At 63.6% G+C, this 24,776-nt stretch carries 24 protein-coding genes, 1 tRNA gene and 1 pseudogene; 17 read left to right on the top strand and 9 right to left on the bottom strand.

All coding sequences use genetic code 11. The features are described from left to right. Window positions 1–16: 16 nt before the first annotated feature. The 3 genes from AC3EML_RS05380 to AC3EML_RS05370 are packed head-to-tail and all read right to left on the bottom strand — an operon-like array spanning window position 17 to window position 1,457. On the bottom strand, window positions 17–271 hold the full coding sequence (locus tag AC3EML_RS05380; RefSeq protein ID WP_023671229.1) for a DUF1272 domain-containing protein: 255 nt from the start codon (window positions 269–271) through the stop codon (window positions 17–19). A gap of 10 nt (window positions 272–281) precedes the next feature. Next, the gene (locus AC3EML_RS05375) at window positions 282–584 is read right to left on the bottom strand and encodes an urease subunit gamma (protein WP_023671228.1); all 303 of its coding nucleotides are present in this window, start codon (window positions 582–584) and stop codon (window positions 282–284) included. A 30-nt stretch (window positions 585–614) separates the two neighbouring features. Continuing rightward, the gene (locus AC3EML_RS05370) at window positions 615–1,457 is read right to left on the bottom strand and encodes an urease accessory protein UreD (RefSeq protein WP_023671227.1); all 843 of its coding nucleotides are present in this window, start codon (window positions 1,455–1,457) and stop codon (window positions 615–617) included. Window positions 1,458–1,671: 214 nt separating this feature from the next. Between AC3EML_RS05370 and AC3EML_RS05365 the strand changes: the two genes are divergently transcribed. From AC3EML_RS05365 to AC3EML_RS05355, 3 genes are all read left to right on the top strand, one after another. Next, window positions 1,672–1,926, top strand: a complete 255-nt coding sequence (locus AC3EML_RS05365) for an acyl carrier protein (protein ID WP_023671226.1) — start codon at window positions 1,672–1,674, stop codon at window positions 1,924–1,926. 5 nt (window positions 1,927–1,931) lie between these two features. Further along, window positions 1,932–3,140, top strand: a complete 1,209-nt coding sequence (locus AC3EML_RS05360; RefSeq protein WP_023671225.1) for a beta-ketoacyl-[acyl-carrier-protein] synthase family protein — start codon at window positions 1,932–1,934, stop codon at window positions 3,138–3,140. Window positions 3,141–3,294: 154 nt separating this feature from the next. Further along, complete coding sequence (locus AC3EML_RS05355; RefSeq protein WP_352520616.1) at window positions 3,295–3,999, top strand: glutathione S-transferase family protein; 705 nt, start codon at window positions 3,295–3,297, stop codon at window positions 3,997–3,999. 25 nt (window positions 4,000–4,024) lie between these two features. On the opposite strand, the gene AC3EML_RS05350 is transcribed toward AC3EML_RS05355, so the two are convergent. The 4 genes and pseudogenes from AC3EML_RS05350 to AC3EML_RS05335 all read right to left on the bottom strand — a co-directional run bounded on the left by AC3EML_RS05350 (window position 4,025) and on the right by AC3EML_RS05335 (window position 8,515). Further along, window positions 4,025–4,396 carry a hypothetical protein gene (locus AC3EML_RS05350; protein WP_352520617.1) on the bottom strand — a complete coding sequence of 124 codons (372 nt, stop codon included), beginning with the start codon at window positions 4,394–4,396 and terminating at the stop codon, window positions 4,025–4,027. An 85-nt stretch (window positions 4,397–4,481) separates the two neighbouring features. Then, entirely contained in the window at window positions 4,482–5,102 is a 621-nt protein-coding gene (locus AC3EML_RS05345; RefSeq protein ID WP_023671222.1) for a nucleoside triphosphate hydrolase, read from the bottom strand. 269 nt (window positions 5,103–5,371) lie between these two features. Next, a complete protein-coding gene (locus AC3EML_RS05340) occupies window positions 5,372–6,463 on the bottom strand; it encodes a hypothetical protein (protein WP_352520618.1) in 1,092 nt (363 codons plus the stop codon). 241 nt (window positions 6,464–6,704) lie between these two features. Then, window positions 6,705–8,515 (bottom strand): annotated as a pseudogene (locus AC3EML_RS05335) (methyl-accepting chemotaxis protein). Window positions 8,516–8,751: 236 nt separating this feature from the next. On the opposite strand from AC3EML_RS05335, the gene AC3EML_RS05330 reads away from it, so the two are divergent. The 13 genes from AC3EML_RS05330 (at window position 8,752) to AC3EML_RS05270 (ending at window position 21,304) form a co-directional block, all read left to right on the top strand. Further along, on the top strand, window positions 8,752–9,723 hold the full coding sequence (locus AC3EML_RS05330) for a D-alanyl-D-alanine carboxypeptidase family protein (protein WP_023806261.1): 972 nt from the start codon (window positions 8,752–8,754) through the stop codon (window positions 9,721–9,723). Window positions 9,724–10,144: 421 nt separating this feature from the next. Then, window positions 10,145–11,047, top strand: a complete 903-nt coding sequence (locus AC3EML_RS05325; RefSeq protein WP_023745876.1) for a DUF1003 domain-containing protein — start codon at window positions 10,145–10,147, stop codon at window positions 11,045–11,047. Window positions 11,048–11,209: 162 nt separating this feature from the next. Further along, window positions 11,210–11,286: transfer RNA gene (locus AC3EML_RS05320), tRNA-Arg, on the top strand. 91 nt (window positions 11,287–11,377) lie between these two features. Then, complete coding sequence (locus AC3EML_RS05315) at window positions 11,378–11,818, top strand: acylphosphatase (RefSeq protein ID WP_444849051.1); 441 nt, start codon at window positions 11,378–11,380, stop codon at window positions 11,816–11,818. A 156-nt stretch (window positions 11,819–11,974) separates the two neighbouring features. Next, complete coding sequence (locus tag AC3EML_RS05310; RefSeq protein WP_023819712.1) at window positions 11,975–12,628, top strand: Rieske 2Fe-2S domain-containing protein; 654 nt, start codon at window positions 11,975–11,977, stop codon at window positions 12,626–12,628. After that, window positions 12,625–13,470 carry an aromatic ring-hydroxylating dioxygenase subunit alpha gene (locus AC3EML_RS05305; RefSeq protein ID WP_027049105.1) on the top strand — a complete coding sequence of 282 codons (846 nt, stop codon included), beginning with the start codon at window positions 12,625–12,627 and terminating at the stop codon, window positions 13,468–13,470. The genes AC3EML_RS05310 and AC3EML_RS05305 overlap by 4 nt, the downstream gene beginning before the upstream one ends. Next, window positions 13,467–14,126, top strand: coding sequence for a glutathione S-transferase family protein (locus AC3EML_RS05300; protein WP_023689145.1), 660 nt, complete (start codon window positions 13,467–13,469; stop codon window positions 14,124–14,126). Before AC3EML_RS05305 ends, AC3EML_RS05300 begins: the two co-directional genes overlap by 4 nt. A gap of 1 nt (window position 14,127) precedes the next feature. Then, window positions 14,128–15,507, top strand: a complete 1,380-nt coding sequence (locus tag AC3EML_RS05295) for an amidohydrolase (RefSeq protein ID WP_023727822.1) — start codon at window positions 14,128–14,130, stop codon at window positions 15,505–15,507. 26 nt (window positions 15,508–15,533) lie between these two features. Further along, window positions 15,534–16,631 (top strand): BMP family ABC transporter substrate-binding protein, encoded by a 1,098-nt coding sequence (locus AC3EML_RS05290; protein ID WP_352520872.1) that lies wholly within the window; start codon window positions 15,534–15,536, stop codon window positions 16,629–16,631. 3 nt (window positions 16,632–16,634) lie between these two features. Next, entirely contained in the window at window positions 16,635–18,158 is a 1,524-nt protein-coding gene (locus AC3EML_RS05285) for an ABC transporter ATP-binding protein (protein WP_352520619.1), read from the top strand. After that, window positions 18,155–19,255 carry an ABC transporter permease gene (locus tag AC3EML_RS05280; RefSeq protein WP_352519353.1) on the top strand — a complete coding sequence of 367 codons (1,101 nt, stop codon included), beginning with the start codon at window positions 18,155–18,157 and terminating at the stop codon, window positions 19,253–19,255. Before AC3EML_RS05285 ends, AC3EML_RS05280 begins: the two co-directional genes overlap by 4 nt. Continuing rightward, entirely contained in the window at window positions 19,252–20,163 is a 912-nt protein-coding gene (locus AC3EML_RS05275) for an ABC transporter permease (RefSeq protein ID WP_023734807.1), read from the top strand. Before AC3EML_RS05280 ends, AC3EML_RS05275 begins: the two co-directional genes overlap by 4 nt. Window positions 20,164–20,710: 547 nt before the next feature. Beyond that, complete coding sequence (locus AC3EML_RS05270) at window positions 20,711–21,304, top strand: hypothetical protein (RefSeq protein WP_286461242.1); 594 nt, start codon at window positions 20,711–20,713, stop codon at window positions 21,302–21,304. A gap of 358 nt (window positions 21,305–21,662) precedes the next feature. Here the strand turns inward: AC3EML_RS05270 and AC3EML_RS05265 are convergent, their stop codons facing one another. Both AC3EML_RS05265 and AC3EML_RS05260 read right to left on the bottom strand, forming a co-directional pair. Beyond that, window positions 21,663–21,917, bottom strand: a complete 255-nt coding sequence (locus tag AC3EML_RS05265) for a hypothetical protein (protein WP_196815243.1) — start codon at window positions 21,915–21,917, stop codon at window positions 21,663–21,665. Between the two features lie 146 nt (window positions 21,918–22,063). After that, entirely contained in the window at window positions 22,064–23,167 is a 1,104-nt protein-coding gene (locus tag AC3EML_RS05260) for a LacI family DNA-binding transcriptional regulator (protein ID WP_031261963.1), read from the bottom strand. 580 nt (window positions 23,168–23,747) lie between these two features. Between AC3EML_RS05260 and AC3EML_RS05255 the strand changes: the two genes are divergently transcribed. Beyond that, a complete protein-coding gene (locus AC3EML_RS05255; protein ID WP_023672352.1) occupies window positions 23,748–24,710 on the top strand; it encodes a sugar-binding protein in 963 nt (320 codons plus the stop codon). Window positions 24,711–24,776 lie beyond the last annotated feature (66 nt).

The raw sequence follows: 24,776 nt of genomic DNA, 5'->3' as shown, positions 1-24,776 counted from the left end.
GAAGTCACGAAAACAATCACGCAGCCTTGCGCGGGCCGCAGCCCTCGGCCTTGAGCACGCGTTGGGTCGAGGCCGGATATTTCACCAGTTTCTCCACTGGGCGGATCGGGCGTGCGGAAAAATTGCCGCCGCAGTTCGGGCAGACGCCGCCCAGCACATGTTCAGCGCAGTCAGCGCAGAAGGTGCATTCAAAGGTGCAGATCAGCGCGTCCGCCGCTTCCGGCGGCAGGTCCTTGTCGCAGCATTCGCAATTCGGTCGCAGCTCCAGCATCGTTTTCTCCTCACCTGATCGGTTCGTGAACGGTCACCAGCTTGGTGCCGTCGGGAAAGGTCGCCTCGACCTGCACGTCGTGGATCATCTCGGCGATGCCTTCCATCACCTGCGCGCGGGTGATGACATGGGCGCCGGCCTCCATCAGTTCGGCGACCGGGCGGCCGTCGCGGGCGCCCTCGACGACGAAATCGGTGATCAGCGCGATCGCTTCGGGGTGATTGAGCTTGACGCCGCGTTCCAGCCGCTTGCGCGCCACGATCGCCGCCATGGCGATGAGCAGCTTGTCCTTTTCACGCGGCGTCAGGTTCATGCGCTTTCCTGGATTTGGCCTGTATTTGGCTCAGAGTGACCATAATTTGGGCAGACCCGCCCGCCCGTTGAGCAGTTCGACGAGCGGAACCAGCCGCTTGCGCAGCTGATAGCCGTCCTCGGCAAACAGCCTCGCAAGAAGCTTGCCAGATTTTTTGACGCTCCAGGCGCTGGCATCGCCGTCGGCGCCGACGATGTCGCGGGCCGGATCGAGCAAGGCTTCGGCCTGCGGCGAGACCATCAGCAGCGTCGCAGCGGCAATGGCGCCGCCGGCGACCGCCGGGCGGCCAAGTGCCGCCGCGATAGCCGGCCCGATGCGGAAATCCTCGGCATGAACGAGCGCACCATCCTGGCGGACACGCCAACGGTCGTGGAAATGGCCGTGCGCGGCCTCTTCGCCCATGGCGAGGCGGCCGAATATGGTGGCTTCAAGCAGCAATGCCTCGGCGCCTGCGGCAAGCTCGACCTCGAGCGTGCGGGCAAAGGCCGAGCGGTCGAAGACGATGGTTTCCTGGGGCAGCCAGGCGATACGCCCGCCCGCGCCGACGCTGAGCTTCACCCGAACTTCGGCGCGGTCGCTAGCGGCACGATAGATCTTTTCGCAGGCCTGGGTGGTTATCGAGGCGGAGGCACCTGGCCCGACATCGATTTCCCAGCCGAGCCGATCGCCGCCGGTCAGGCCGCCGGCGGTGTTGATGAGCACGGCTTCGAGCGGATCGGCTGCAACGGCCGGCATGCGGATTTTGGCCGAGCCGTCCTGATAGAGGCGCAAAAGCCGGGTGCGTCCGTCCCTGACGCCGCACGCAAGCCGGGCCGCCCCGGCCGCGCGCTGGGCCGGAAGAGCCGGGATCAAGACATGCTGCAACGTATCCATGGCGCTAACGTTAAGCACTCCCGGCGCTTTGTCGATATGGTGCTTGTTGATATAGCTTGTTGCTTGACAGCGTTTCCGTTTCTATAGAGGGAGCCTCTTTGGAACGGTCATGCTGCGCCTGGCGGGTTTTTGAAGGCGACGGCGATTTCAGTCCAGGCAACAGGGGCGCCAACCAATCGGCACCGCGACGTTATAAAATTGGGGAAGGAATTGAATGGCTGACGAGCTGGCAACGGAAATCATCGCCAAGATCAGGGCACATGCGGAGCCCGGTGGCGAAGAGATCACCACCAATACGGAATTGACCGCGCTTGGCATCCATTCCCTGGAACTGACCGAGATCATCTTCGATCTCGAGGAGCAGTACGGCATCGAGATCGAGATGAACACGGTCGATGCCTGGAGCAATCTCAAGAATGTCGGCGATATGGTTGAGGCTGTTCGCGCGCTGATTGCGAAAAAAGCCTGAGCTGAATGCAAAAGCGCGTCGTCATTACCGGCATCGGCGGCATATGCGGGCTCGGCGCCAATGCGCCTGCAATCTGGAACGAAATGCGGGCCGGCCGATCGGCCATCGGTCAAATCAGCAATCCCGGTTTGCATGATTTGAAGGTCAAGGTCGGCTGCGAAATCAAGACGCTGCCCGACCATGGCATCAGCCACAAGCAGACCGTGTCGATGGACCGCTTCAGCCTTTTGGCGACGATTGCCGCGCGCGAAGCCATGCAGCATGCCGGCCTGACATCGACTGAAGCAACCACCTACCGGATGGGCGCGGTTGTCGGCGTCGGCGTCTGCGGCTGGGAGGCGATCGAGGAGAACTATCGCGCCATCCTGGTCGACGGCAAGAACCGGGCCGGCATCTTCACCGTGCCGAAAGTGATGCCGAGTGCGGCATCCGGCCATGTCAGCATGAATCTCGGCCTGCGCGGGCCGGTGTTCGGCGTCACTTCGGCCTGCTCCTCGTCCAATCACGCCTTTGCCTCGGCGGTCGACCAGATCCGGCTCGGCCGCGCCGATGTCATGGTCGCCGGCGGCACCGACGCGCCGCTGCTTTGGGGCATCCTGAAGGGCTGGGAGGCCCTGCGGGTGCTGGCGCCCGATACCTGCCGGCCGTTCTCGGCCGATCGCCAAGGCCTGTCGCTCGGCGAAGGTGCTGGAATGGCGGTGCTGGAAACGTATGAACACGCCATGGCGCGCGGCGCGACCATTCTGGCCGAATTTGCCGGAGCCGGCCTTTCCGCCGACGCTTCCGATATCGTCGCGCCGACTGTCGAGGGACCGACGGCGGCGATGCGCGCCTGCCTGGCGGACGCCGGGCTCAATCCCGAGGACGTCGACTATCTCAACGCCCACGGCACCGGCACCAAGGCCAACGACCAGATCGAGACGGCGGCAATCAAGCGCGTCTTCGGCGACCATGCCTATAAGCTGTCGGTGTCGTCGACCAAGTCGATGCATGCCCATTGCCTCGGCGCCTCGGGCGGCCTGGAAATGATCGCCTGCGTGATGGCGATCCGCGAAGGCATCGTGCCGCCGACGGCCAATTTCCGGCAGGCCGACCCCGACTGCGATCTCGACATCACGCCGAATGTGGCGCGCGAGCGCAAGGTGCGCGCGGCGATCAGCAACGGTTTTGCCTTTGGCGGCACCAATGCCGTGGTGGCGTTCAAGGCGGTCTGACGGCAAGCGACTGGCCCCTGAGCGACTGGCCCTGCATGACTGCGAAGACGGTGTGTGCACCGTCGGCCGGTTGATCGGCAAAGACGCCGAGGATAATCCTTCGCCACACGCCAGACGGCGCGATACCGCGCCAAATTCCCGACCGGAGCTTTCGATGACCGACCTGTCCGCCTTTCCGATCACCAAGCGCTGGCCGGCCAGCCACCCCGACCGCCTGCAGCTCTATTCCGCGACGACGCCGAATGGGGTGAAAGTCTCGATCGCGCTGGAAGAACTCGGCCTGCCCTACGAGGCGCATCTGGTGGATATCGGCAAGGACCAGAGCTGGACGCCGGAATTCCTGTCACTGAACCCGAACGGCAAGATACCTGCGATCATCGACCCCGACGGGCCGGGCGGCAAGCCGCTCGGCCTGTTCGAATCCGGCGCCATCCTGCTCTACCTCACCGACAAGACCGGCAAGCTGATCCCGGCCGATCCAGCGCGGCGCTACGAGACCATCCAATGGGTGTTCTTCCAGATGGCGGCGATCGGGCCGATTTTCGGACAGGTCGGGTTTTTCAACAAATTCGCCGGACGCGAGATCGCCGACAAGCGGCCGCTGGATCGCTACCGCAATGAATCGCGGCGGCTGATCGGGGTGCTGGAGACGCGGCTGAAGGGTCGAACCTGGATCATGGACGACGACTATACCATCGCCGACATTTCGATGCTGGGCTGGGTGCGCAATCTGATCGGCTTCTACGAGGCGCGCGAACTCGTCGGCTTCGACGACTTCCCCACCGTCGCGGCATGGCTGGAGCGCGGGCTGGCGCGGCCCGCGGTGCAGCGCGGCCTGACCATTCCCGCCAGGAATTGACCTCGGCCAGCCGAAGCAGCCGGGTCTATTTCGCCTTGGCCTTGCTTTCCGAGCCGCCCTTGCCGATGACGGACGCAGCGAGCGACGCAGCGCCCCTGGCTGTCGCCGCCACCGCACCAGCGGCGACATTGGCGGTCGCCTTGACGGTGCGCATCGCGCCGCCGGCCACCGAGCCGCTGCTTGCCGGCTTCTTGGGTTTGGCGGTTTTCGCCGTCACCTTTGCCGTCGCCACCGGTTCTACCTTCTTTGGCGCCGCTTTGCCGAAAGCCGGCTTTGCGTCCTTGGACCGCTCGGCGATCGCCGGGCCGGCGCCTGCCTTCGCCTGCGTGGCCTTTGCCTGCCTGGCTTTGGGTTGAGCGGTCTTGCTCTTGGCGGGTGTTTTTGCCTTGGTTGCCATCTGACGGTTCCCTCACGGCGGCACGATTGCCGATGAGAGATAACGACCTGAAAGTCTTAAGGTTCCCGTTCCGAAGTCCAGCGAACTATGCGGGATCGCCAACAACCAGGTCGGCGGACCTGCGACGGCCGAGCACGCGATCGATGTTGGGCATGTCGTTGGAAGCGATCCAAGCGCGGGCGTCTTCGTCGGAGCGGCCATGCTCGTGCCAGCGCACCAGAAGGCGGCGCTCGAGTTCGGCACGCGGCACATCGACAAAGATGGTGAAGTCGAACAGCGGCGCCAGCCGCGACCACGGCTCCTCGTCCAGCAGGAGGTAATTGCCTTCGACCAGGATGAACTTGGTCTCGGCGGCAACGATGGAGGCGGCGGCGCGCGACAATTCCATGCTGCGGTCGAACACCGGAATGGCGATGTCTGGCTCGCCCGAACGGATGCGCTTCAACAGCGTCTCGAAGCCGGCGAAGTCGAAAGTCTCCGGCGCGCCCTTTCTTGACCGCAGGCCGCGCTGGTCGAGCACGATGTCATCATAGTGGAAGCCGTCCATCGGCACGACTTCAGCCGCGCCCTCCGGCAACAGATCATGCAGGCCGGCCGAGAGCGTCGACTTGCCGGCGCCGGGCGGGCCGGCAATGGCGACGATGAAGCGTTTCGCCTTGCCAGCGCGCTTGAAGATGGTGGCGGCGAGATGGGCGATTTCGGACATTGGGCGCTTCCAGTTATGCTTTGCATCTTGTCGGCAGTTTGAGGAAATTTCAAACCGCGATTTGGGCAATCTCACGACATCCGCCACGTCAGCGCTGCCCCTCGTCGCCCTGCCGGTGTGCAGCCGATAGATGGGTAACACTTCTCCCCCTATGCGTCCGCCGCAGCGCCAAGCAGATTGGTTGGCGCGGCGGTGCGGCGGACAAGCTCCATGTGCCGTGTGTCGAGGATGCCGGCAGGCAGGTGAGGGGCAGGGCCAGCGTTCGAAAATCAGCCGGGCTGGCCGATCCGCAGGAAATCGCTGTCGAATGCGACATCGCGGGTCGAACCATCGGCTCCGGTGAGATGCATGTGACCTGAGGCTGTCCCGATAGCGCGCGGCGGCTCGCCGCTCGCCAGCGGCAGCGTGCCGATGACATGGCGGAAGGAGACTTCGCCGCCGAGGGTAAAAGCGGTCGCGACCCCTTCGCGCTTCAGCCAATTGTCGTCGATCGATGCGGCATGGCCGATGGCGGCGCGGCCGTCCTCGATGCCGAGCACGCCGCGATGGCGGCTGCTCCACGGCGCGTAGTCGCGGCCGCCATTGCTGAACCACAGCATGGTGACCGGAAGCTCCGCCGGGTTCTTCAGCACCAGCACCAGATCCTGTTCGGCCCGGCGCGCCAGCGCCGTCCAGCCCGGACCGTCATGATCGGCTTCGACCAGGGTGATGAAATCCTCGCGCTCATCCTCCATGCGGTAGTCGGTGAGATCGAGCGTGCCGCCGCCAGTGGCTGGAAAGCGCGTCAGATCGGTCGAGCGGGCGGGATAGGAAAGCTTGAAGCGGCCGCGGGCCGGATCGGGCTCCAGCGGTGCGTCCAGTGTCCCGGCAAAGCGCTTCGGCGAAAAGGCCAGCCGGCCGCCATCGCGCATCGCCGCCATCGGATGGTGGGCGGCGGAGACCGCTCCGGAACCGCCGGAAAAGACATGCTCCTGATAGAGAAAGGGATGACTGTTGCGGAGCGTGAAGATCTTGTCGACCGTCGCGCCCATCACCGTGCGGCGCAACCGGAAGACGGCCCGCCAGCCGTCGGATGTCGCTTCGCTGACGGTGACATCCCAGGGGCTGTTGGCCGGCCAGCCATGCAGCGGTGCGGCCTCGATGTCGCTGGCCGAAAACGGTGCGCATAGGAAATCGCCCGACAGCCGCACCGTGCCTTCAGGCAGATCCGGCGGCAGCGTCTCGCCGGCATCGATCCAGGGCGCGCGGTGCAGCGGCTTCAGCTGGCGGCCATCGCTGTCGACCGTCATTTCGGCGATATGGCCGACAGTGAGATCGAGCGTGACCGAAATGCCCTTTGCCTTGATCGTGACCGTATCCATCCGCGCACCTGCTGATTCTGATGGCAGCGAACAAACCCGCTCCGCGACGGATGCGCAAGCACAGCGACCGGCATTTTGCATCAGGGCGATTTTTACCCTCCCCCTTGTGGGGAGGGTCGGCGAGCGATCGGAGCGAAGCGGAGATCGATCGACGGGGTGGGGTGGGGGTAGCGCCCTACAAGGACCCCCACCCCGATCCGCTACGCGGATCGACCCTCCCCACAAGGGGGAGGGTGGACGCCTACTGCCGCTTATACTCGCGCACCGGCGACTTGGTGCCGTCGGTGTAGGTGACCTGCACCGCCATCGAAGTCACGTTGTCGGCGACCTTGAAGTAAGGCTGGTAGTCATAAGGAATGGCGTACGGGTCCTTCTTGTCGCAAGGCGGCAGCTTGATCCCCTTGTCGAGCGCCGTGCCGTTCAAGCTGTAGCGCACCTCCTTGATGCCGCAGCGGAATGACAGCATCTGGGAGAAATAGACCAGGCCGTGATTGCCGCTGGCGTCGAAGGCGATCCACGACGTCCAGAACTGGTCGAGGATCTGTTTGTTGCCCTGTTGCAGCGCCGCGTCCGGATCGAAACTTATGTCGAACGGCCCGGTCTCGCGGCCCCTGAGATCGAGATATTTGACCCCGATGGTGGTGGCCGTGGTGCTGTCGGGCAATTCGAAGCTCGGATTGGGCATCGGCTTGCCGGTGCGCTGGTCGTTCATCGCCATCAGCCCGGTGTCGGTGAACGGACCTGACACACCCATGCGCCAGGAAATGCCGGTCGCGGCCTCGGGCAGCGAGATGGAGATCGTCCAGCCGGCATTGGAGCGCATCGGCGTCAGCGTCGGGGCAAAGCGTGCTGGGTCGAGCACGTCGCCAAGCGCCGTCAGGCGGGTACGGCTGCGGTCGAGCCAGTCGGCGAGCTGCGTCTGGTCGACGAAATATTTGAGCAGCCCGCCTTCCTTTTCATAGGAGACGAACCTGGTCAGCGCCTCGGCCTCGCTGCGCTTGTCGGACAGCGACTGGACGCCGAGGCGATCCTCGGAAAACTCCTGCGCGAGCAGGTAATAGGCCGGTGCGAAATCCGGATTGGCCGCGATGAAGGCGTTGAGCTTGTCGAGACGTTGGGCATCGTCGAACTGCAGGATATGGACCAGCTTGATCGACAGCGCCTTGGCCTTGTCGGCCAGGGCGCCGAACACTTCGCGGGCGCCGGCCTTGCCGTCCTGCACGCGCAGCAGGGTGGCGAAGCGTGTGTAGGGATCGACGGCGTCGACGTCGAAACCGGCGAAAGCGAGATAGGAGCGCCGCGCATTCAGCATGTCGCCGGAAAGCTCGTAGACGCGGGCATTGTGATAGAATTCGTCCGGCCGCTTCGGCTCGGCGATCGTCCCGCCCTGCGCGGCCAATGCGGCAAAGCCCTTGGCGATGGTGTCGATCGAGGCGGCGATCTGCTCGGTGGTCGCCTGAAGCTTATCCGCCTGCTCGGCCTGTTTCTGCTGGCCGGCAGCGAGCGTTTCGGTCGTCTGCTTGACCGCCTCTACCGACTTTTGCGTCTGCGCGCCCTGCTCAGCCTGCTGCTGCTGGGTCGACGCAATTTCCTCGGTCTTCTTCGCCACCGCGTCGGTCGATTGCTTGACCTGGTCGACCGCCAGCTTCGTCTCGGTTACCGTTTGCTCGATCCTGGCCACCCTGGCCGAGACGATGCCCATCTGCTGCTGCAACTGGGCGATGGCCGGCACCAGGCCGGCGATCACACCGTTCTGCGAATTGGTCTGCTGCTGCAGGCCATAGACGCCGCCGGCGACGGCGGCAGCGCTGGTGGCAAAGATCAGCGCCGGCAGCGCTTTGGCGGCCAGCACCAGCCGCAGAACGATGGCAATGGCGATGATGGCGGCGGCAACCGAAGCGACCAGCGCGATATAGGCGGCGAACGGCGCCAGCGGATTGAGGATGTCGGAAGCCGCGCCGCCGATGAAAGCGACGCTGCCGGCCATTTGCCGGTGCGGCTGAGCGAAGCCCTGATAAGAGATGGCGCAGCCGCGCCGATGTCACCGGTCATTGTCAAATCCCCCAAGCAATTGCCGCCTCTATAGCAGCACCGCGACCCCGCAGGCAAAACAGGACAGGAAGCAGGCGATTTCGGGGCGGGGATTACGGAGTTGGTGAGTAGCGAAGACCGAAGTCACAGCTAATCTCCCCCGCAAGCGGGGAGATTGGCAGCTCCGCCATTAACCAAATGGACGAACACAATGGGTTAGGCTAGGTTCCGGCCCTCTCAGCAACGCCGGACTTGCCTTGCCAAACTTCCATCTACCCTCCCTCGTCCAAAAATTTCTCGCAGCCCTGCTGCTTGTCTTCGTGGCCGGCTGCAGCACCACCGCACCGCCCGACAGCGTGCTGGCGGTGCCGGCGCCGCAGGAGAAATATGCCGCCATCGTAATCGATGCCGGCAGTGGCAAGACGCTGTTCGAGGTCAGTTCGAGGGCGCAACGCTATCCGGCGTCGCTGACCAAGATGATGACGCTCTACCTGCTGTTCGAGGCGCTGGAGACCGGCCGCGTCTCGAAGGAAACCCGGATCCCGGTCTCCGAGAATGCCGCCCGGCAGCCGCCGACCAAATTGCGCTTCAAGCGCGGCGAGAGCATCGATGTCGATTCGGCGATCCGGGCGATCGTGGTCAAGTCGGCCAATGACGTGGCGGTGGCGGTGGGCGAATATCTCGGCGGCTCGGAGAACCAGTTCGCCGCCATGATGACCTCGAAGGCGCGCCAGATCGGCATGAGCAGCACCGTCTTCCGCAACGCATCGGGCCTGCCCGACGATGGCCAGCACACATCGGCGCGCGACATGGCGACGCTGGGGATGGCGCTGCGCGCCCGCTTCCCGCAGCAGTTCCACTATTTCTCCGAAAGCGACTTCATGTTCCGCGGTCGGCTGGTGCGCGGCCACAACGACATGCTCGGCCGGGTGCGCGGCGTCGACGGCATCAAGACCGGCTATATCAGGGCATCCGGTTACAATATCGTCACGTCCTACAATGCCGACGGCCGGCATCTGATCGTGGTGGTGATGGGCGCCGACAGCGCCCGTCAGCGCAACGACCATGTCGAAGCGCTGATCCAGCGCAGTCTTTCGCCGACGCTGGCCGATACCAAGACGCGGCTGATGTTTGCGGGAGACCAGCCGGCAGCATCGCCGCTTCCCGGCCTGCCGCCGCCTGGTTTGCCGGCGCAGTGGTCGCAGTTGCCTGGTTTACCGCCGCAATAGAACCCGTTGTTGGGTGGAGGAACTCTGAAACGCCGGCGGGACAGCACCCCCCTCTGGCCTGCCGGCCATCTCCCCCTCAAGTGGGGAGATTAGCAGCTTCGGCGTCTCGCCTCTTTTTCGTGTTTGGCGAAGCCATGGCGACATCTGATCTCCCCCCTTGAGGGGGAGATGTCCGGCAGGACAGAGGGGGGGTTTCGTGAAGGATCGCTGCCTCATCTTAACTCTGCAGCAGGCGCAACAGCACTTCGGCGGTCTGGTTGCCGAGCAGCAGGCGAGCGAGGCCCCGGGGGGCTGCGCCGCCACAGGCAATTGCAGCAGGCATTCATCACAAGCGCTTGCACAAGCCCCCAATCTTCACCGCCACAGTGGCTATGGCGTGCCGGCTTGGCGTATCGTGGGCGCGACAGCAGGAGCCGGCATCATGAGCCCAAAACCATCCGAACAGGCCGCCAATGAAAACGACAGCGGCGGCGAGTATTTCGAGGCGCCGACCGACCACGACGCCGAGCTGGTGGCCGACGAGGCGCTGGAAGCGCCCGATGTGCCGGACTCCGAACCTCATGGCCGCCTGAAGCCGAAGCGGAAACCATCGGCGATATCGGGCCGCAAATTCCGCAAGCGCGACCTGGTGCGCATCGACGACCTGCGGCCAAGCCTGGCCGACCGCATCCGCTCCGACCATCCCGACCTGCCGCGCGGCGCCCGCATCAGCCGCGAAGAGCTCGGCCGCTACCGCATGCGCTACATGGAGGAGTTGCTGCAGCAGGAGCATGGCGAATTCTCCGAGCTCGACCGCCAGGTGGTCGAATCGATCGCCAGGCAGGACACCATTTCGGAAAACTCGGAAGAGGAGTTCGAGGAGCACCGCTCGTTCGCCGACCGCGTCTCCGACAACATGGCGGCTTTCGGCGGCAGCTGGTGGTTCCTGATCTCGTTCGGCAGCGTGCTTGCGGTGTGGATCGGCATCAATTTGATCGCGGGCGTGAGCAGCGCCTTCGACCCCTACCCCTTCATCCTGCTCAACCTGCTGCTCTCCTGCATCGCCGCCATCCAGGCGCCGATCATCATGATGAGCCAGAGACGGACGGAGGCCAAGGACCGCCTGCGCTCCTTCAACGACTACCGGGTGAACCTGAAAGCCGAGCTGGAAGTGCGCCACCTGCACGAAAAGCTCGACTACCTGATCTCGCGCCAATGGACGCGGCTGGCCGAAATGCAGCAGATGCAGTTGGACGCGATGCACGAGCTGACGGGGGCGAAGAAGGCGAAGCGGGCGCCACGCAGGGTGCGCAGGCGGGTGGCGAAGGTGGAGGTGGCGGGGTGAGTCCCCGGCTGAGGCTGCAGGGCGGACGCGAACTTGCCAGGCCGCGCAAGGTGGCTTCGAAAATATCGCCACGCCAATTGCCCGTTGAAGCCCGGCGCGGCTTCCGCTAAGAAGCCGTGGCTGGCCGGCCTATCGGCTGGTTCGTTTTCAGGTTCCTTGAAGGCACCCGTAGCTCAGCTGGATAGAGCGCTGCCCTCCGAAGGCAGAGGTCACAGGTTCGAATCCTGTCGGGTGCGCCACTTACCGATGTATTACAATAGCTCAGATAACCCTAAAGCCCGTCACGCTGAACGGATTCATGCGACGCGCTTGAAGTCTTTGTTTTAATGCATGTCGTTGTCCCAGGACCGCGGCTCACTTCTGGGCGACATGCATGAGTGCCCGGGTCTAGGCACGGGCGATCAGTCGATATTCGGTGTTATTGGCGCGTCGATTACCACTTCCGCCCGTTCAGTCAGACGCTATGCTGCTGACCGTGACACCAAGGCGCGCGTTCCGTTCGTGATGAAGCAAAGTCAACACCGCTTGCATGAGCGGATGACCATTCGCGGCCACCTCGAACCCGCGTCCTTCGTGCCCTGGATCATGCGCCATGCGGCCAAGCTCGGTCTCGCGCACCACATCGCTCATGCAAGCACCGATCGCATCGAACTCGATATTGCCGGTGCGGCGGAGCTGATCGACATGATGGAGATGGGATGTTCGCTTGGGCCCATTGAGGTCTGGGTCGAGACGATCGACCGCGCGCCTGTCGAGCAAAAAAACATATAGCTTTGCGTGTGGTTACCTCGGTTTGCACTTAATTTAACCAATATTGCAATTGCGAAATTATTATGCATACGTCAGCCGCATCGAGCGGTTCGCCAACTCCTTGCGCCGGCATCTCTCTGGTCGGGAAACAGTAGTATCAGTACGGAAAGTAAGGTCATGCTGTCCGACAAGACGGACACCTGGGTGCCGGTCGCCCTTACCCAGGATCTGCCAACAGGACAGGTAATGCCGGCGCGGACGCCCGCCGGTCCCATTGCCCTCTGGCGAAGCCAATCGGGGCGCTTGGCGGCATCGGCGGATCGCTGTCCGCATCGCGGCATGCGCCTCTCCCATGGCTTCGTGCGCGGCGAGGCGCTCTCCTGCATCTATCACGGCTGGACCTATTCGCAGGCCGGTCAGTGCCTGCGCATTCCTGCCCATCCCAGCCTCACGCCGCCGGAGACGATTCGAGTTGCGACCCGGTTGGTCGAAGAGGCAGGCGGGATCATCTGGGTCGCGGATGGAGAGCCTGACGGCAAGCCACCCCTTTTTGAGGGTTACGTCCCGCTCCGTTCATTGACGGCCCGCGCCGGAAGTTCGGCGCTCTTTGTCGCTGCCGGTACGAAGGCCACCGTTGAAGGATGCGTCTGGCAGGCACCCGGCGCGCCGGCAATCCGCCTGCTGCCTATCCCGCAGGAAGCCGGCGAGACGCTGATCCACGTCCTTGTTCCAGCCGATTGCGATGCGTCCGAGCGCATCGCGGCCTCGCGAGCCGCCGAGAGCCTTCGGCGCATGGCCGAAGGGATCGAGGCGAAAGGGACTGTGCCATGATCGACGATGCGATGCGCCACGAATGGTATCCGGTCGGGCTTTTCAGCCGGCTCGACCGCTATGGGCGCGAGACCACCCTGATGGACGAGCCGATCAAGGTTGCGCTCGACGCCAATGGCGCGGCGAAAGTGACAGGCGAAAACGGGCGCGTGCTGCCGGTTTCGGTGCGCTATGGCCATATCTGGTCGTCGCTCGGCGAACCGAAGAAACCGGTCTTTCCGATTCCCGAGGCAGACCAGCCCGGGCGCCGCTTCGTAGATGTCGGCGTGGTGCGGGTGCGCTGCTCGCCGCTCCGCGCCGTCGAGAACTTCCTCGACATCGCACACTTCCCCTTCGTCCATACCGACATCCTCGGCTCGGAGCCGCATACCGAGGTCGAAAACTACAAGGTCGAGATCCGCGAGGAAGAGGACGAGGTCTGGGCGACCCAGGTGAAGTTCTACCAGCCGCAGGCGGCGAAATCCGCGAGTGGAGGTATCACGACGGAATACATGTACCGCGTGCCGGCTCCGACCTGCTCAGTCCTCTACAAGACCTGCCCGCCGCGCCCGGGCGAATGGGATGTCATTACGCTATTCGTCCAACCGCTTGCCGAGGATCTCTGCGACGTCTGGCCGTGGATGGCGCTTTTCGATGACGAGACGCCACAGACCGACCTCATCCATTTCCAGCAGACGATTTTCCTGCAGGACCGCTCGATCCTCGAAAACCAGATCCCGCGTCTTCTGCCGCTCGATCCCGGCATGGAAATCCCGACGCGCGCCGACCTGACCTCGGTCGCCTATCGCCGCTGGCTGAAGCGCCACAATTATACCTACGGCGCGCAATTGGTGGCACAGTGAAGCTTTACGACTACATCCTCTCCCCAAGTTGCTACAAGGTGCGCCTGATGGCGACGCTGTCAGGTGTGAAGCTCGAAATCCGCCCGGTCGACTTCCATCCCGGCGCCGAGCATCGTGGCCCCGAGCTTATGGCGCTTAATCCGGGAGGCTCCATCCCGATCCTTGAAGACGGCGACCTGATCCTGACCGAGTCTTCCGCCATGCTTGGCTATCTCGCCGCGAAGGCAGCACCGGCCTGGCTCGGCAGCGGCGCCCCCGAGGAGACGGCGCGCATCCAGCAATGGCTTTCCTTCTCGCACAGGCTGACCGCCAACCTCGGCGGCGCGCGCCTGCATGAGATGCTGCTGCGCCCCGGTGACATCGGTGCGCTTCAGGCCAATGGCATAGCGGCACTACGTGAGCTGGAAGCCGGCCTCTTCGAACAAAAAATGCGTGGCGACCGGTTTCTCGCTTCCGACCGGCCGACGATTGCCGACATTGCTTGCTTTCCCTATGTCGCGCTCGCGCCCGACGGCGGCGTTTCCCTCGATTCGTATCCCACGATCCGGCTCTGGTCGCGAGCGCTCCGCAGCCTCGACAATTTCATCGAGATGCCCGGTATCCACCGGCTGCACGAGTTGAAGCCCGAACCGCGACCCATGCTGGACGAGGCGTGAGGTGACCGGCTATCTCCTGAAGAATTGCGCAGCGGTCATCACCGACGAGGGCAGGGGTCCGAGCGTCCGGCGCAATGTCGATGTGCTGACGAATGGCCCGCAGATCGAGGCAATCGGGCAAGGCCTGCACAGAAGCGAGTTGCCGGCCGGTACTATCGTGCAGGACGCCGACGGCTGGTTCGTCTATCCCGGCCTCGTCAACACGCACCATCACTTCTTTCAGTGCTTTGTGCGCAACCGTGCAGAACTCGACTGGACGAAGCTGTCGGTCATCGAATGGCTCGACCGGATCTATCCGATCTTCTCCCGGCTCAACGAGGATTGTTTCTACCACGCCTCGATCACGGCGATGGCAGAGATGATAAAGCACGGTTGCACGACGGCCTTCGACCACCAGTACAATTTTCCGCGCCATGCCGGAAAACGGCTCATCGACCGGCAGTTCGAAGCGGCCGATCTTCTCGGCATGCGTTTCCATGCCGGCCGCGGCGGCAACACGCTGCCAAAATCGGAAGGCTCGACCATTCCAGACGAGATGCTGGAGACCACGGACGAATTCATTGCCGACTGCGCACGCCTCATCGACACTTATCACGACACCAGTCCCTTCAGCATGCGTCAGGTCGTGGTCGCTCCCTGCCAGCCGGTCAACTGCTACCGCGAGACCTTCGTGGAATCGGTTTCGCTGGCGCGTGATCGCGGGGTGCGGATGCACACCCATGTCGGCGAGGGCGAAAGCCCGATCATCGAGGCCCGCCATGGCATGCGTACGGTGGACTATCTCGAGGACCTCGGATTTGCCGGCCGAGACACTTTCTATGCCCATTGCTGGGAGCTGACGCATGACGAACTGCGGCTGATGGCGGCGAGCGGCACCGGTGTCTCGCATTGCCCTGAGCCGGTCTATCTGGTGGGCGCGGAGGTGACTGATATTCCCGCCATGTCCGCCTTTGGCCTGCGCGTCGGTCTCGGCTGCGACGGTGCTGCCTCGAACGACAATTCCAACCTCATGCACTGCATCCATTCCGCCTACATGCTGCAATGCCTGGCGGCCTCGACGCGCGCTCATCCCGTGCCTGCGCCGGTCGATTTCCTCGGCTATGCGACAACGGGCGGGGCCGCGCTTCTGGGCCGCAATGACATCGGCCGACTGTCGCCCGGCATGGCCGCCGACCTCTTCGCGATCGACACGCGCCGCATGGATTATGTCGGCACACGCCACGATCCATTGAGCCTGATCGCCAAGGTCGGCATCGGCATGCCCACCGACATGACCATGATCAACGGCCGCATCGTCTGGGAGAAGGGTGCGTTTACCGGGCTGAACGAGGCCCGGCTTGCTGCGGACGCGGAAACCGCTTTTGCCGCGGTGGAATTCTAACAACTTAAGACAGGGGAACTGACATGCTGAACTATCTGACCCGCAGAACTCTGATGAAGGGCCTTGCCGCAACAGGGCTTGCCGGCGCGCTTGGCAGCCGTCCCGCCTTTGCGGCCGACGAGCCGCTCGGTATCACGCTCGTGCTCCCGTCGCCGGTCGGCGATGTCGGCTGGGGCCATGCGCTCGCCGCCGGCCTCGAGCCGGTCAAGGCCGCATACGGCGACAAGGTGAAGATCACCGTCATCGAGAACATCGCCGAAGGGCCGGACGCCGACCGGATCATGAACAAGACCGTCGCCGACGGTAACAAGTTCCTGATCGCCGGCTCATTCGGCTACCAGAATGGTGCACTACAGATCGCCCGCCGCGATCCTGCGGTCACCGTGCTGCATGCCTCCGGCTTCCAGACTGCGCCGAATTTCTCGCCCTTCGCGGCGAAGTATTTCCAGGGCACTTACCTGCTCGGCATAGCCGCCGCAGCTCTTTCCAAGACCGGCAAGGTCGGCTCCGTCTCTGCCTTCGCCATTCCGGAGCTGATCACCTCGATCAACGCATTTACGCTCGGCGCACAGACCGTAAATCCCGATATCGAGGTATCGGTCGTCTGGGTGAACTCCTGGTTCGACCCGGCCAAGGAACAGGAAGCCGCCAAGGCGCTGATGGCACAGAACTGCGACGTGATCTTCTCGAACGCGCAGGACACACCCTCCGTGATCTCGGCCTGCGAGGAGGCTGGCGTCTACGCGTTCAACCTCAATTCGTCGATGAAGAAATATGCACCGAAGAAATATCTCGGCTGCATCGCGACAGACTGGTCGCCCTTCTTCAAGGCTTCCGTGGATGCCCATCTCGCCGGAACTTTCAAGGGCACCAACACCTTCCTCGGCGTCGCCGAAAAGGTGGTGGAGGTCGTGGACTGGAACTCAGATATCCCAGCCGACACGATGACGAAGATCAAGGAAGTGGCGGCGAAGATCGCCGACGGCAGCTTCTCGCCCTTCACAGGTCCAATCACCAAGGCCGACGGCAGCGAAGCCGCCGCCGCCGGTGCGACGATAGCGGATCCCGAGATCGTCGCGATGGACTGGCACGTCAAGGGTGTCACCACACCACTGCCGAAGTAAGTCATGACCCCGCCCCTTCTGTCGCTCCGCGGCATCTCGAAGAGCTACGGCCAGATCCGGGCTAACGAAGCCATCGATCTGGACGTGGCGCCCCAATCGATCCATGCGATCCTCGGGGAGAATGGGGCGGGCAAATCGACGCTGATGAAGCTCATCTATGGCGTTGAACAGCCGGACGAAGGCACCGTCGTCTGGAACGGAGAGCATCTGCGCCTTGCCTCGCCGGCTGAGGCACGGCGCAGGGGCATCGGCATGGTCTTTCAGCATTTCTCGCTGTTCGAGACGCTGACTGTCGTCGAGAACATCCAGCTCGTCGTCCCCGGCGGTAAGGCGGAGCTGGCGGGGCGCATCCGCAGCCTCGGCCAGGATTTCGGCCTTGAAGTAGATCCTCTCGCCGATGTGCACGCGCTCTCGGTCGGCGAACGGCAGCGGGTGGAGATCATCCGCTGCCTGATGACGGACCCGAAGCTGCTCATTCTCGACGAGCCGACCTCGGTCTTGCCGCCGCAGGCGGTGAAGAAGCTGTTCGACACGCTCAGGCGCCTTCGCGACCGCGGCGTGTCCATCCTGTTCATCTCCCACAAACTGGAGGAAATTCGCACGATCTGTGACCAGGCGACGGTCTTGCGTGGAGGGCGCGTTATCGGCACCGTCGACCCGCGCGACTATGATGCGCACGACCTCGCCCGGATGATGATCGGCCGCGACATGCCCGAGGTGATGCCCGCGTTGGCCATGCCCGAGGGGGAGAAGCGGCTGGAAATAATCGGCATGGACTACACGCCGGACGACCCCTTTGCCACGCCGCTCTCCGGCATCAGCCTTACGGTACGATCAGGCGAGATTCTTGGCATAGCCGGAATATCGGGCAATGGCCAAGGCGAACTTGCCGCGCTCATCTCGGGCGAAGCGATGCTGCTGAAGGAACAACGCGACCGGATCTATATGATGGGCCGCGACGTAGGCACACTCGATGCGGCCGCGCGCAGGAGATTTGGCTTCGCCTTCGTGCCCGAAGACCGGCTGGGACGTGGCGCGGTCCCTGAAATGTCGCTCGTGCTCAACACCGTTCTTACCGCCCATCCTTTCGATCTCGTGAGGCGCGGCCTCATCAACAGCGCCGGAGCGACGGCTTTCACCAGCGAATGCATCCGTCGGTACGACGTTCGCGCCTCCGGCCCGGATGCCGAAGCGGGCTCGCTGTCCGGCGGCAACTTGCAGAAATTCATCGTCGGTCGCGAGATGATGCTGTCGCCAAAACTGCTTTTCGTGGCGCAGCCGACCTGGGGTGTAGACATTGGCGCTGCATCCGCCATCAGAAGGCGGCTCATCGCGTTGCGCAGCCTGGGCGTGGCGATCCTCGTAATTTCCGAGGAACTCGAGGAACTTTTCGAACTCTGCGATTTCATCCAGGTGCTCCATCATGGAATGCTGAGTCCGCCTCTGGTCACGCGGGACACGCGCCCCGAAGACATCGGCAGATACATGATCGGAGCACATGCCTCGCCAGAGAAGGTTCCTGCATGAGCGTTTGGGCCGCGCCGTTCCTCCCCGCGCTCGTCCGCCGGGAGCATGCCTCGCTCGTCGCGGCCATGCTGGCCCCGGCTGCCGCGCTTGGCATGGCGATCATCCTCAATCTGGGCCTTTATGTGCTGATAGGCCGAGATCCGGCGGCCGTCCTGTACGCGATGCTTCTCGAGCCGTTCCTCTCCTGGGCATCGTTTGCGGAGGTGCTGCTGAAGGCGGGGCCCCTTCTCCTCATTGCTCAGGGGCTGGCGATCGGTTTCCGCGCAAAAGTGTTCAACATCGGCGCGGAGGGCCAGTTTATCCTGGGCGCTATTTTCGCCTCGGCGATCCCCGTCTGGTTTCCGCAGGCGACCGGGCAGTGGATCTGGCCGCTGATGCTGCTTCTCGGTGCCCTCGGCGGTGCACTTTGGGCATCTATCACCGCCTTCTGGCGCGTCAGGCTCAATGCGAACGAGATCCTGGTCTCCTTGATGCTGAGCCTCGTTGCGGCGCAAGTCCTCAACTACCTGCTGCTCGGCCCATGGAAGGACCCGGCCGGCTTCAATTTCCCACAATCCGTCATGTTTCAGAACGACGCGATGGTGCCGACCCTGATCACCGGTACCCGCGTCAACGTCTCGCTGCTCATCACACTTGCGCTCTCGCTGGTGGCCTGGGTTTTCATGCAGCGAAGCTTCATGGGGTATAAGCTCAAGGTCGGCGGCCTTGCCCCGCGCGCGGCCGGTTACGCCGGCTTCAGCGAAGGGCGTGCGATTTGGCTATCGCTTCTGATCGGTGGCATGGCGGCGGGACTGGCAGGCGCGGCGGAAGTCGCGGGTCCGCTCGGCCAGCTGCAGCGCTCGATCTCGACCGGCTACGGTTATGCGGCCATCATTGTCGCCTATCTCGGCGGCTTGCATCCAGTCGGCATCATCTTTTCCGCGCTCTTTATGGCTGTCCTCTATATCGGCGGCGACAATGCGATGGTGTCGGCAAACCTGCCGATCGCCGCCGTCCGCGTCTTCCAAGGCAGCTTGCTGCTCGCCTATCTCGGCGCTGTGGCCTTCGTGCGCTACCGCATCGAGTGGCGCCGCCCCCATCACCTGAGCCAGCCATGAACGCCGTCGAGTTCATTATTTCGGGCATGCTCGCAGCGGCAACCCCCTTTCTCCTTGCCGCACTCGGCGAGTTGGTGGTCGAGCGCGCCGGTGTTCTTAACCTCGGCGTAGAGGGCCTGATGGCCCTCGGCGCGGTGCTCGCGTTCATCGTCGTCTACCACGGCGGTGGACACCTGCTGGGGTTCGTTGCCGCCGGCCTCGGTAGCGCCGTCCTGTCCCTCGTCTTTGCAGTGCTGGCACTCGGATTCCGGGCAAACCAGGTCGCGACAGGCCTTGCGATCGGCATTCTCGGCCAAGGCCTTTCGGCGCTGTTCGGCAAAAGCTACGAGAGCTTGACGGTGAAGGGGCTCCCGAAACTTGTCTTTCCCGGCCTCTCGGAAATCCCGGTAGTCGGCAGGCTGTTTGTCCAGGACGTCGTCGTATGGCTTTCCCTTGCCGTGACGTTTGCGATCTGGGCGATGTTTGCCTATACGAGAGTCGGCCTTGTCGTGAGGGCAATCGGCGAGAATCCCAAGGCAGCCCACGCCATCGGCTATCCGGTCATCGCTATCCGTGTCGCGGCCATAGCTTTTGGTGGCATGATGGCGGGTTTTGCCGGCGCCTATGCGGCGGCGGTGTACACGCCCCTTTGGGCGGACGGTATGATTGCCGGACGTGGCTGGATCGCGATCGCACTCGTTGTCTTTGGTACGTGGCTCGCTGGCCGCATCTTCCTGGGTGCCTGCCTCTTCGGCGCGGTTTCGCTGATGAGCCTCGCCGCCCAGGCGACCGGTCTGGACTTGCCATCGCAACTGCTTTCCAGCCTTCCCTATCTCGTTACGATCGTCGTGCTCGGTGTCATCTCGGCGGACCGCCGCTTGCTCAGGCTGAACGGTGTCGCCTCGCTTGGCGAACCCTTCGAACGTTAGCCGGGATGAAAGTGGATTTGCGAAACTCGGCGTAAGTTGAAGAGATTCGAAACGCCAGCGGACGATCGGCATCCGATCCAAAGGGCAGAAACGCCAAACGGGGCGAAGGTATGCCCGCAAGGGTAGCGCTGACGCCGTCGACTGCGAGCAGCGGAACGATGTGACGCACAACGCGCCCGACATCGGTGGAGATCGTCGCGGGTTTCTTGGGTCGTCCCCTTTTCTGCAGTACGAGCCCCATTCTCGAGGGTCCATTCTCCACCGCAGCCTAGCGAAGCGGCGTCGCAAGATGGCCTGAGGCATGCGCCCGGTAAATTCCCGCATGCGAGCACTCGTCCTGCCTGTCTAAGGTTCCGAGTCTAACCGCAAATCCTCGATTTTTTCCGCCAATTCCAAAATATATATTCCGGTCGCCGCAAGAAGCCATAACAACGATTCCCAATACTACCTATTCTTGCAGAAACTAAAAACGCTACACTCGCGTAATCATATTGGTAACGGATGCTGTTCAACCTGCGTCCAGGCAACCAACACGGGGAGCGTCATTATGGATTTCTTTAAAAGTTTAACAAAGGCCTTGGCCGGTGGCGCTGTTGCCGTGGCTTTGTGCTTTCCGGCTGGCGCGGGCGGGCTCAGTGTGGGCATCGGCGGCAGCGGTGGGGTGGGCGTCTCGGTCGGCGGCAGTGGCGGCGGGCTTGGCGTCGGCGTCTCGGTCGGCGGCAGCAAGGGCGCCAATGTCGGCGCAACGGTCGGCGGCACCAGCGGCACCACCGCCAGTGTCGGCGCTACGGTTGGCGGCACCAGCGGCGTTGCGGCCGGCGTCGGCGCATCGGTGGGCACGGGCGTCGGGGTCGGGGTCGGCGCAACCGTCGGCAGCGGTGTCGGGGTCGGCGCCGGTGTCGGGGTGGGCAATGGGGTGACGGCCGGGGTCGGGGTCGGCATTGGCGCACCGACCGCGCCCACCAGCCCTCGGGATCCCAACACGCCGGCGGTGCCGACGCGACCGGCGGTGGTTGCCATCAGCGCCATGTCGGCCGGCCAGATCGCCAAGATGAAGAAACGCTGCGCCAGCGTGCTCAGCGGCAAGGGCACCTACGACCGGGACCTGAAGGAGCTCTGCCGGATATTGGCGCGGCGCTGAGTACCGCAACATCGCATGTGCCGTGGGGCATCAGTCTCTCAGCCAGCCCCAATGCCGCAAGGTGGCGGGCATTCTTAGGGAGAGAGCTTTGCCGAGCGGTTCAGCGTTTCGCGGAAAGGCGGAACCGGTCAGGCTGTGCGCTTTCATCGGCGGCATTCTGCATGGCTTGGTCACCGAGCCGAAGGAAGCGCGCCGCCCGGTTGCGGCCTTAATCTGACCTCTACCGTCCGTCCGGTCACCCGTTTGGGCCGGCTCGAAGATTCGCCTCTGGCCTTTTGTATCACCCGCTCTAGCTGCATTGTGTTAGGCTCGTCATGTTAGCCTTGTCTTGCTGATGGAGGTTTTGATGGATCGGCGATCATTCTTGACAGCATTGTTTGGCGTTGCGGGGGCCGCGGCGCTTGCTACCGCGGTTCGGCCTCTCGAGGCCGTGGCCGGGGTTCCCAATGTCGGTAACGGCATTCTCGATGAACTCGACAAGCAGGATGCCAATTCGTTTGATGACGACGAAGGCGCTGGCGATGTTGAGCAGATCTCGCATCGGCGATGGCACCATCGTCGCCACCACAGGCGGCATGTCTGGAGACGGCACTGCCGCACGTTCTGGCGGCATGGCCGGCTGCGCCGGCGCTGCTATCGCAGGCGCTCCTTTGTCGTCTTGCGGTTCTAACCGCGGCACGTTCCCGGATAGTCCCTGCCCTGAGGCGCAACCACCAAACAGACCCATCCCGATTTGCATCGGGATGGATTGGTTCAGCTTTATCCAGCCACAGCTGCCACCGACTCCCGCTCGACCAGCGGGCATTCCAGCTTGGTGATGGGATAGCGGCCGCGGCCGGCAGGCGGCGGCACTTCGAGCTGTTCGATCGCCCATTGGCCCATCGCCATGTGCGGCAGGATCGATGTCGTCAGCGGCGGGAACAGATGGCGGGCGATCTCCTCGTCGTCATAGCCGACGACGGAGATGTCCTGCGGGATGTGCAGGCCCGCCTCCTTCAGCGCTTCGTAACAGCCGATGGCCGTGCGGTCGTTCTGGCAGAAGATAGCGGTCGGACGCTCTTTCAGCGCCAAAAGCTTCACGGTCGCCGCGTAGCCGGCGCTCGCCGACCAGTCGCCCTCGACCACCAGTTCGGGATCGAACGGGATGTCGGCGGTGGCGAGCGCCCTGCGGTAGCCTTTGAGGCGGTCCTGCGCGGCCTGCATCCACGGCTCGCCGGTGATGGTGGCGATGCGGCGGTGGCCGTGGCCGATCAGATGCCGGGTCGAGTTCTGGCCGCCGGCGATCTCGGACGGCACCACGGCCGGGAAGGCATAATCGGCCGTGTAGCAGTTGAGCAGGATGACCGGGATGTCGAGGCCGTAGAGGAAGTCCGGTGCCGTGATCTCGCGGGTGAAGATGGTCATGTAGACCAGCGCCGAGATGCCGCGCCTGGTGAGCGCCGTAATGGCGCGCGGCTCCATGACGGCGTCGCCCATGGTCTGCGCCACGAGCAACACATTGCCGGCGTTCCACGATGCCTGGCGCGCGCCCTCGATGGCGACAACGGCTTCCGGGCTTGTCGCCAGCTGGTCGACAGCGAAACCGATGACACCGTCAAGTCCATCGAAGGCGGCAACAGCTTTGCGCAGCGCCGAGAAGGCGGGTGCTGCGTAGCCGAGCGCACGCGCGGCGTCGATCACCCGCTCGCGCGTCTGCTGCGACAGCCGGATGCCGGGCGAATCGTTGAGCACGAAAGAGACGGTCGCCTGCGAGCAACCGGCTGCCCTGGCAATGTCGGTCATGGTGACGCGGCCGCCCTTGGCAGCTCTCGCCGGCGCCTTGCGCCGCTTCGCCGTGTCGTCCGGATCCCTCGTCTCGCTCATGGCATTGCGTCCCAATCCCCAGCCTGTCTAGTCGCAAGCCTGCCACACCGACAAGATGGTGTCGCGCCGTCGACCAATGGAAATAGTCGAAGGCGATTATCTTTATTAGCAGTTTTGAAGTTCCCCGCCATGCCGCTGCGGGCTGCGTGAAATTCAAGGACTGCAAGGCATCTGCTTGCGCGAAGCCGTGCTGCACCTGTTCGGGCAAACTAGACCTAGGGCCACCGCCGAGTGTCCGCGCGAGACCTCTGCTAATAGTGTTTACTAATACAAAACGACGCTGTAACGTCAATCCGCCGTGTCCGGTCAGGTGGGACCCGTGCGGCGAGAAGTGCACGTGAATGGCCCGATGGCGAGCGGGGTTTGCCTCCGCAAGCTTGGTCTCGGACATGTGATATGTCAGACAAATCAGACTATTTACGAGCACGGGATGAGTCTCTAAAGTCCGTGATCGCGACCGACGACGCCATTCTTCAGCGCCGGGAACCCCTGAGGAGGAGGGCGTCCAAATCGCGAGCGGCAAGTCAGTGAATGCAAGATCGGTTCAGTCCGACGACTGAGCCAAAACGGGAGGTTGAACATGAAATCCTTGATACGACATGCATCCGTGGCCACCGCAGCCCTGCTGCTTGGCCTGACCGCGACAGCCATTGCGCGCGCCGACGACAAGCCGACGCTGGCCTTCGTCGTCAACGGCGCTTCCGATTTCTGGAAGGCCGCCGAAGCCGGCGTCAAGAAGGCGCAGGCCGAATTGCCCGACTACAATCTCGAACTCAAATATCCCGAGCAGTCCTCGGTCGCCATCCAGCAGCGGCTGATGGACGATCTGGTGACCGCCGGCGTCAAGGGCATCATGGTCTCGGCCGTCGATCCCAAGACCTCGACCGACGGCCTGAACAAGATCGCGTCGGAAACGGCGCTGTTCACCACCGACTCCGATGCCCCGCAGACCAAGCGCGTTGCCTATATCGGCTCGTCCAATGTCGACGCCGGCAAGCAGGCGGCCGAGATCGCCAAGAAAGCGATGCCGGACGGCGGCAAGTGCCTCGGCTTCGTCGGGCTGCTCGGCGCCGACAATGCCAAGGAACGCATCCAGGGCATGAAGGACGGCCTCGCCGGCAGCAAGATCGAACTGGTGGACGTGCGCGGCGACGACATCGACCAGGCGCGCGCCAAGAAGAATGTCGAGGACGCGCTGGTCGCCAGCCCCGACATCACCTGCATGGTCGGCTTCTATTCCTACAACACGCCGCGCATCTATGAAGCGCTGCGCGACGCCGGCAAGCTCGGCTCGATCACCGTCGTCGGCTTCGATGACGATCCGATCACGCTGGGCGGCGTCAAGGAAGGCACCGTGGCGGCGACCGTCGTGCAGCAGCCCTTCGAATGGGCCTATCAGGGCATGAAGCTGATGGCCGCCTATCTCAAGGGCGACAAATCAGGCATTCCGGAAGGCGGCCTGATCATCATCCCGACCAAGATCATCGGTAAGGACGATGTCGACACCTATGCCGCCAATCTAAAGGCGATGTCCGGAAACTGAGACCACGAGCAGTTGCGCCGGCTCAGGGTTCGCCTTGAGCCGGCGATCGTGTTGACGGGCCGGCCA

It is taken from the genome of Mesorhizobium sp. P170090 (assembly GCF_057786115.1).
This window is presented reverse-complemented; position numbering and strand designations above follow the sequence as displayed.